The sequence below is a fragment of the Arthrobacter agilis genome, assembly GCF_002953615.1.
Classification (GTDB): Bacteria; Actinomycetota; Actinomycetes; order Actinomycetales; family Micrococcaceae; genus Arthrobacter_D; species Arthrobacter_D agilis_B.
In genome coordinates this window covers 2891883-2899824 of sequence record NZ_CP024915.1, presented here as the reverse complement: position 1 = coordinate 2899824, position 7942 = coordinate 2891883, and the positions used below count along the sequence as shown (strand labels likewise).

The following is a 7942-nucleotide window of genomic DNA, read 5'->3' as shown; positions in this document are numbered from 1 at the left end:
CGGTCGGGGCCTTCGTGGAGTCCGAGCGGTGGTACCGCGCCGCCCCGCCGCCGAGCAGCCGCTGGTCCTTCGTGCCCGCCCGCAGCGCCAAGCCGGACATGCTGGAGTCGATCATCACCTACCGCGGCAGGACCTTCGACCTGAGTCTCACGCGCGTGCACGCGGCGGTGGCCCGCGCGGGTGACGGCTTTATCCTGTCCGTGCACAACCCCGGTTTCACGGGGCAGTGGGACGACGAGCACGGCCTCTGCGTCCTGCTGCTCGAGTGGCTGCTCGGCGAGGACGACGTCGAGCGCTGGGTACGCCGTGTGGACTGCCTCGTCCACGACGTCCAGGACAGCATCCCCGCCGCCGAGCTGCCCGCACGCGTGGCGGAGCTGGCGCAGGCATCGCCGGAACCGCACTGGCTGCTCATGCAGGGGACACTGGGATCCGGCGACCCCATCCTCGTGCGGGTCCTGCGGCCGCTGCGGTGGATCGACCACCCGCGCTTCGACCTCCACACGGCGCTGCGCATCCCGTTCGACGCCGACGAGCAGGGACTCCCCCGAGCCGCGGCGTCCGACGACCTGGGCGGGCTCGAGGACAGCCTGGTGCGGGCCCTCGGGATGCGGGGCATGCTCGTGGCGACAGAGACCTCGAAGGGCGCCCGGACCTTCCACTTCTACTCGGACGCCGAGGACCAGAACGGCCGGGACGCCCTCGACGCCGCCGCACGTGAGCGCCGGTCCGTCACCGCGAGGCACTCGCTCGACCCGGGCTGGAGGAAGGTGCAGGACTTCGCCTGACCGTCCGCATCCCGCCACCCACCGGCGGGGCCGCAGGCCCCGGACAGCTAGGCGTCGGCCGTCCCGAACGCGGAGACGGTGATGGCGGCGATGCGGCGGCCGTCGGCGATCGCGGTATCGGCGTCGGCGCCGCGGAGGATCATTCCCAGGACCCCTGTGTAGACCAGGACGAGGTGCTGTGCCAGGTTCTCGGATCGGCCGGCTCCGACCAGGCCGGCAGCAAGCTCCCCGAGCCTGTCGGCCAGCAGCCGTGTGTCACCCGCCAGGATGTCCTCCAGCTCGGGCCCGCGGGACGGCGCCTCGGCGGTGACGCCGAGGAAGACGCACCAGCGCGACGGGTGGAGGCTGCGCCGGTGCTGGGCCAGCGCGTCGAAGACTGCGAGCACCTTCTCCTCGGGTGTGTCCGCAGCATCGATGCACTGCTGCCACGTGCGGTCCCATGCCGAGAGCCGGCGCTGGAGGGCCTGGGTGATGAGACCCTCCTTGTTCCCGAAATGCGCGTACAGGGTCGCCGGCGACACCCGGGCGCGCTCGAGGATGGCATCGACGGGGGTGACGGTGACACCCTGCATCGAGACCAGTTCTTCTGCTGCATCGAGGAGTCTCTCCCGTGCGGATGGTTGCGTCGTCACGCCACAAGGATATAACGTCCGTTTCAATGAAACGATCGTTATGGTCCCGCCGTCCGGCACCCTCCACCGGGTTCGCCGTGTCGGCCGTCGCCCTCATCGCCGCCACCTACGGCCTGGCGCGCCTGGGGTACGGCCTGTTCCTGCCCGCCTTCTCCGCGTCGTTCTCCCTGTCCCCCACTGTGGCCGGGCTGACGTCGTCGGGCGCCTCGGTGCTGTACTGCGTCTCGGCGGCCCTCGGCTTCCGGTACGCACCCGGCCATCCCCGCGCCGTGACCCTCCTCGCCGGTCTCTCGGCGGCGCTCGGCAGTATCGGAGTGGCCTGCGCCCAGGACACGGCGATGTTCACCGGTGCCGTGCTCCTCGCCGGAACGGGTGCGGGGTTCGCGTCGCCGGCCCTGGTGGAGCTCGTGCAGCGGAACACCGCCCCTGCCCGGGAGGGGAGGCTCCAGTCGGTCGTCAATTCGGGGACGGGGTTCGGCGTCGTCGCCGCGGGCATCCTGTCCCTCGTGCTCGGCGACGCCTGGCGGATCGCCTGGCTCCTGATCGCGGGCATCGCCCTGGCCTCGGTGCTGTCCGTCCTGCGCCTGGACAGGATCCTGGCAGTACCGGCCGGGAACGGCCCGCGGAGACGCGATGCGCCGTCACTGGTCGCGCGATCGAGCGTCCGGGGGCTCGGCAGGCCGCTCGCCGGCGCCTTCGTCTTCGGCCTCGGCTGCGCCGCCGTGTGGGTGTACGGACGGGCGACCCTCGAGGAGAGCGGCATGACCGCGTCCATGTCGGCCGGCGCGTGGATGGCGCTGGGGGCCGGCGGCGCCTGCGCGATCCTGGCCGCCCGCTGGCTCGCGGACCACCGCATCCCGACCACCTGGTCGGTGACGGCCCTCGGCACGGCGGGGGCGACAGCGCTTCTCGGGACAGCGGCCGGCAATCCCGTCCTCGCGTACCTGGCGGCGGCTGTCTTCGGTCTCGCCTACACGGCGGCGACCTCCGTCCTGATCCTGTGGGCGTCGTCCGTCGCCGAGAACAGCGCGGGCGGAACGTCCCTGCTCTTCACCGCGCTCGTCCTCGGACAGGCGGCCGGGGCCCCCCTCGTGGGTTCCCTGATCGAGGCCGCCGGTCCCGCACTCGCCTTCTCCGCGGCCGCTGTCGCCTGCGCAGCCGGCACCGTCGTCACCGCCGGGCCGGCCGCAGCGACCCACCTCCGGACCGGCCGACGGGCAGACGTGTCGTCGTGACCGGCAGCCGCGGGTCGTCGGCAGGCCCGCCGCCGCGTCCCGCCACCGGCCCTCGGCGCACGACGGTCAGAACGCCGACGACGGCAGGTCCCGCTCACCCTCGCGGATGGCGGTGACGATGCGGCCCGCGACGGCCACGGGGTCCTTGCCCTGCGGCAGCTTCGGGGCCGAGCCCGCGATGGGCCGGGCGGCCAGCCCGGTCTCCGTGTGCGGCGGCCGCACGTCCAGGATCCGGACACCCTGCCTCCGGAGCTCGAGCGTGAGGGCTTTGCCGTAGGCGCTGAGGCCGGCCTTCGTCACCGAGTACGCGGCCATACCCGCCGTCGGGCTCTCCGCGACGACGGCGCTGATCTGCGCGATGAACGAATCCCGGGCGAGCCTCGGCGCGATGTCGCGCACGAGCCGCATGTAGCCGAGGAGGTTCACGAGCAGGAGCTCGTCGAGGGTGTCGTCATCCACCTCGACGGCGGGGCCGAAGGCGACGACGCCCGCGGCGAACACCATGCCGTGGAGTTCGCGGCCGTACACGGCAGCGGCGATGTCCCCAGGGCCCGTCGGCCGGCCGAGATCCGCGGCGACCTGCCCGACGACGGCGTCGCCGAGTTCGTCCGCGAGCTGCGCCAGCTTCTCCTCCGACCGGCCGGTCAGGGTGAGCTGTGCGCCGTGCGCCGCCAGCTGCCGGGACAGCTCCGCACCGAGCACCCCGGTGGCGCCGACGACGAGGACGTGGGAACCGCTCAGCTCAGTCATTGGCAGAGTGTAGCAACGCACCGGCACCGCTCCGGGCGTGCAGCGGCGCCACTACAGTGTGGGGATGGGCGAGATGCAGAGCTGGCAGTCGATGGTGGACACGAACGCGGCCCGACTCCTGCGCACCACCGGCCGGACGCCGGCGGAATGGGCGGCTGAAGCACGGCAGGCAGGGGTGACCAGCCGCGAGGACCTGTCCCGATGGCTGAAGGGCCAGGGCGTCACGGGGTACAACCTCATGAGCGTCGACTGGGAGGTCTTCGGACTGCCCGACTTCTTCCTCCGCTCCGCCGACGAGCTGTACGACGCGCAGTACCAGGACCGGCCGCTCCTGAAGCCCATCGCGGACCGCCTCATCCTCTGGGCTGCGGAGACACCGGGGGTCGTGATCCAGATGCGCAAGACCTATGCGGCGCTGCAGACCACCCGGCGCAAGTTCGCGCAGATCACCCCGGGCACCAGGACGGCGGTGGACCTGTACTTCCGTCTGGCGGTACCGGAGCTGCCCGGCCTCGAACCGGTGCGGGCGAATGATCCGTTCGCGTGGCGCGTGCGCCTCCGCGCCGTGGACGACGTCGACGACGCCGTCCTGCAGGCGCTCACTGTTGCGCTGGAGGATAGCCTCGCGCGTTCCTCCGCTTGAGGTCCTCGAGTTCCTGCTGGGCCGCGGCGTCCGCTTCGAGCTCCTCGAACGCCTGCTGCAGGCGCGGCGACGAAGGATCTGTCCACGACAGCTCCTCACGGGCCTGGGCCTGCGCCTCGAAGCGGCGCACCTCGAGCTCGGCGTTCCGGCGCGCGGCGTCGATCGCCGCGGCCTCCCTCGACGACGACGCCAGAGCGTCGTGCACGCCGATGGCGGCCTGGGCGGCCGCGCGCCGGGCGAGCAGGGCGTCGTACTCCATCGCGTTCTGCTGCACACGCTGTTCGAGCCGCTGCACGTCGTCGTGGAGCCGGCGGGCCTGCTGCTCCGCTTCGTGCAGTTGCCGGGTCAGCGTCTCGAGACGCCGTCGCGCCGTCATCGACTCCCGGATCGCCGCCCGGGCGGCGTCGTCGTCGCCCCGCTGCACGGCGGCGGCCGCAGCAGCCTCGACCCGGTTGAGGTAGGCGGCGGCCTCGTTCGCGGCGAGGCCCACCCGGTGATGGTGGGCTGCGACATCGGCCGCTCCACGCCTCGCCTGGTCGAGCAGCGAGCGCTGCGCCAGTTGGGCGTTCTGCGCCTGGACCCGCGGATCCTGCTTCGCTTCGGTCGCCGCATTGCGGTTGGCCTGCACGATGCGCGTGATGCGGCGTTTGATCGACACGGTCGGACCCCCGGGGTGACTGGATGGAGTGTGCTACCTAGTGGAACCGGTCACCAGCCCTGCCGGTTCCCGTAACTGTCCCGCCACGTGCTCATGGCGGAGATCTCGGTGCGGAGGCGGCTGGTGGCCTGATCGAGCTGGAGGGTGTCGATGGACCGCGACGTCTGGAGGAGGCAGCGGCGGAGATCGGCGGAGAGGTCGTCGAGGGCACGCGCCTGAGCGGCCAGATCCGTGGTCAGCTCCTGCTTCAGAGTCCGGTTCGGCTCGCGGTCCGCGACCCTCAGCAGGTGTTCGAGGGAACCCGCCGCCCGGTCGATCTCGGCAGCGGCCCGGGGCAGGTCACCGACCGGCCGCCCCTGCGCCGCGGCCTCGGCGAGCGCGAGATGCGTGGCACGCGAGGAGCGCTTGAGCTCACCGATGAGCCGGGCGGGTTCACGGGTGAGGCGGTCGGGCGCGTAGGCGCGGGCGGCCAGCAGTCCCCGGTCCCTGGTGCGCTCGATGATCCGCGACCGACGGACCTTCCGCACCACCAGCCAGCCGGCAACCCCGGTCCCGGCACCCATGGCTGCCAGCACGCCGGCGCCGATCGCCAGGGCTTCGACGAAGGTCTCAAGCACGACACGACTCCGGAGTCTGTTCCATCCCTCCAGTCTGCCCGCGTGCCGGGACAAATTCCACCCGGGGTCCCGGCACCGGACGGGTCCTCGCCCTGCTCCTCGCCCTGAGCGCCGACCATCGGGGGAACTGTAGTTGTAAACGTTTACACCGTACTGCTCAGTAGTCTGGTGATCTCCTGTCAATTTCCGCAGGAAATGCGCAAGGACAGTAGGCTGAACATTGGAAGCGCTTCCATCGTTTGGTCTCAACGGGTCTAGGATGATCGGCATGTCTGAGATCGCCCCCGTCCTGCACGGCGAGCACCTGTCCACGTCCGCCGCGTTCCATGCGCCCCTGCACGCCGCCTCCGAGGACGACCGGTGGTGGCGCTCCTCCGTCATCTACCAGGTGTATCCGCGGTCGTTCCGGGATTCGAACGGCGACGGCATGGGTGACCTCCCCGGCATCACGGCGGAGCTGGGGCGCCTCGCGGACCTCAGCATCGACGCCGTCTGGCTGTCGCCGTTCTACACCTCGCCCCAGCGCGACGGCGGATACGACGTCGCCGACTACTGCGACGTCGATCCCCTGTTCGGCACCCTGGCCGACTTCGACGCGCTGGTGTCGCGCGCCGACGCCCTCGGCATCCGCGTCATCGTGGACCTGGTGCCCAACCACTGCTCCAGCGACCACGTCCTCTTCCAGGCCGCCCTCGCCGCTCCCGCGGAATCGGCGGAGCGCGGGATGTTCGTCTTCCGGGACGGCCGGGGCACCGACGGCAGCGAACCGCCCAACAACTGGCAATCGCACTTCGGTGGCCCCGCGTGGACCCGCACCGTCGACACGGACGGCATGCCCGGCCAGTGGTACCTCCACCTCTTCGACTCCTCCCAGCCCGATTTCAACTGGGACAACCCCGCGGTGCGCGCGGAGTTCGAGAGGGTCCTGCGATTCTGGCTCGATCGCGGCGTCGGCGGCTTCCGCGTGGACGTGGCCCACGCCCTCGTGAAGGCGCAGGGGTTGCCCGACTGGGGCGGACGCGCCGACGGTTGCTCGTCCGAGGGCTTCCCCGGCTGGGAGGCACCCATGTTCGGCCAGGACGAGGTCCATGCGATCTACCGGCAGTGGCGCGGCATCCTCGCCGAGTACGACGGCGAGCGCATCCTCTGCGCGGAAGCGTCGATCGACCCCCTGCCCCGGCTCACCGACTGGGTGCGGTCGGACGAGATGCACCAGGCCTTCAATTTCGCCTACCTCCACCACCCGTGGAACGCGCACAGCCTGCGCCATGTCATCTCGTCATCGCTCACCGCCTTCGATGCCGTCGGCGCGCCCACCACATGGGTGCTGAGCAACCACGACGTCGTCCGGCACACCAGCCGCTTCGGCCTCGCCGAGGGCGCTCCCCGTGGTGGTGACGGGATCGGCCGGTCGGACGCGCAGCCGGACACGGGAACAGGTCTCGCCCGTGCCCGCGCCGCGTCGCTCGCGATGTTCGCCCTGCCCGGCGGCATCTACCTGTACCAGGGCGAGGAGCTCGGCCTGCCGGACCACACCGCCATGCCCGACGCCGCGCGGCAGGATCCGACGTTCGTGCGCACCGGGGGCGAGCGCCTGGGCCGCGACGGGTGCCGGGTCCCCCTCCCGTGGCGGGCCGGGGCGCCGTCGTTCGGATTCGCGGACGTGGACGGTTCGGCGCCGTGGCTGCCGCAGCCGGAGGACTGGGCCGGGTACGCGCGCGACGTGCAGTCGATGGACGACGATTCGACGCTGTCGCTGTACCGCACGGCCCTCCGGCTCCGCCGCGACCTGCGCCTCGGAGCCGGTTCGCTGAGCTGGTCCCGCGCACTCGAGGCGACCGACGTCGTCGCCTTCCGGAACGGCGACGTCCTCGTCCTCCTCAACATGGGCGAGTTCGCGACCCCGCTGCCGGAGGGCACGGTGATCGCGGCGAGCACGCCCGGCGCGGCCGACGGCGGGCACCTCGTACCCGACGCCTGCGTCTGGATGCTGACCAGCGCCGGATAGCGGATCCATGCCTGATCCGGAATGATCGAACGGGGACACGTCGAGCGGACTGTCCCCGGGCACGGGAGGAGAGGACACCATGGCCGGCATCAAGGACGTCGCCCGCCTGGCCGGTGTCTCCACCGCCACCGTATCCAGGGCGCTCAGCGGCAACGGCCGGGTCTCCGAGCAGTCCCGCGCGCGCGTGCTGCAGGCCGCGAAGACGCTGGACTTCGTGGTCAGTTCTACGGCTTCCTCGCTGGCGTCCGGGCGCCACCGCAACGTGGGCGTCGTCGTCCCGTCCGTAGCCCGCTGGTACTACTCCCAGATCGTGGACAGCGTGGCCGCGTCATTGCTCGAGGCGGGCTACGACCTGACGCTCTACAACCTCAACGAGGACGCCGGGCACCGCGACCGGGTCCTCTCCGAATTCCTGCTCCGGCAGCGCTGCGACGGCGTCATCCCCGTCTCGCTGGAACTGGGCCGCGAGGAACTGGGACAGCTGTTCGCCGTCGGCAAGCCCGTCGTCGGCATCGGCGGCCCCCTCCCCGGGGCCGAGACCTACAGCGTCGACGACCACGCGATCGCCGGACTGGCCACGGACCACCTCATCACGCTCGGCCATCGCCGGA

The 7942-nt window shown here is 71.7% G+C and carries 9 protein-coding genes; 5 read left to right on the top strand and 4 right to left on the bottom strand.

The genetic code is table 11. The annotated features are described in order from the left end of the window. Positions 1 to 788, top strand: a 788-nt coding sequence (locus CVO76_RS14155) for a DUF695 domain-containing protein (protein ID WP_208739791.1), incomplete at its 5' end; no start/stop codon positions are given. 47 nt (positions 789 to 835) lie between these two features. Here the strand turns inward: CVO76_RS14155 and CVO76_RS14150 are convergent. Further along, positions 836 to 1420 (bottom strand): TetR/AcrR family transcriptional regulator, encoded by a 585-nt coding sequence (locus tag CVO76_RS14150; RefSeq protein WP_208739789.1) that lies wholly within the window; start codon positions 1418 to 1420, stop codon positions 836 to 838. 26 nt (positions 1421 to 1446) lie between these two features. Here CVO76_RS14150 and CVO76_RS14145 point away from each other — a divergent pair, with 26 nt between their 5' ends. Next, complete coding sequence (locus tag CVO76_RS14145) at positions 1447 to 2655, top strand: MFS transporter (protein WP_208739787.1); 1209 nt, start codon at positions 1447 to 1449, stop codon at positions 2653 to 2655. 66 nt (positions 2656 to 2721) lie between these two features. Here CVO76_RS14145 and CVO76_RS14140 read toward each other — a convergent pair whose 3' ends face one another. Further along, on the bottom strand, positions 2722 to 3405 hold the full coding sequence (locus CVO76_RS14140; protein WP_208739786.1) for an SDR family NAD(P)-dependent oxidoreductase: 684 nt from the start codon (positions 3403 to 3405) through the stop codon (positions 2722 to 2724). Positions 3406 to 3469: 64 nt separating this feature from the next. On the opposite strand from CVO76_RS14140, the gene CVO76_RS14135 reads away from it, so the two are divergent. Continuing rightward, positions 3470 to 4048, top strand: a complete 579-nt coding sequence (locus CVO76_RS14135; RefSeq protein WP_208739785.1) for a hypothetical protein — start codon at positions 3470 to 3472, stop codon at positions 4046 to 4048. Here CVO76_RS14135 and CVO76_RS14130 read toward each other — a convergent pair. Together CVO76_RS14130 and CVO76_RS14125 are read right to left on the bottom strand one after the other, a co-directional pair. After that, entirely contained in the window at positions 4005 to 4706 is a 702-nt protein-coding gene (locus CVO76_RS14130; protein WP_133081268.1) for a PspA/IM30 family protein, read from the bottom strand. The genes CVO76_RS14135 and CVO76_RS14130 overlap by 44 nt on opposite strands. Before the next feature lie 50 nt (positions 4707 to 4756). Then, complete coding sequence (locus CVO76_RS14125; RefSeq protein WP_133081269.1) at positions 4757 to 5323, bottom strand: hypothetical protein; 567 nt, start codon at positions 5321 to 5323, stop codon at positions 4757 to 4759. A gap of 268 nt (positions 5324 to 5591) precedes the next feature. Here CVO76_RS14125 and CVO76_RS14120 point away from each other — a divergent pair, with 268 nt between their 5' ends. Further along, a complete protein-coding gene (locus tag CVO76_RS14120) occupies positions 5592 to 7331 on the top strand; it encodes a glycoside hydrolase family 13 protein (RefSeq protein WP_208739784.1) in 1740 nt (579 codons plus the stop codon). 79 nt (positions 7332 to 7410) lie between these two features. Next, on the top strand, positions 7411 to 7942 hold a 532-nt coding region (locus CVO76_RS14115), incomplete at its 3' end, for a LacI family DNA-binding transcriptional regulator (RefSeq protein ID WP_208739783.1).

What these genes read in the sequence shown, in the direction of transcription:
- CVO76_RS14135 (WP_208739785.1), top strand. Translation starts at nt 3,470, where the DNA reads ATGGGCGAGATGCAGAGCTGGCAGTCGATGGTGGACACGAACGCGGCC.
- CVO76_RS14140 (WP_208739786.1), bottom strand. Translation starts at nt 3,405, where the DNA reads ATGACTGAGCTGAGCGGTTCCCACGTCCTCGTCGTCGGCGCCACCGGG.
- CVO76_RS14145 (WP_208739787.1), top strand. Translation starts at nt 1,447, where the DNA reads ATGAAACGATCGTTATGGTCCCGCCGTCCGGCACCCTCCACCGGGTTC.
- CVO76_RS14120 (WP_208739784.1), top strand. Translation starts at nt 5,592, where the DNA reads ATGTCTGAGATCGCCCCCGTCCTGCACGGCGAGCACCTGTCCACGTCC.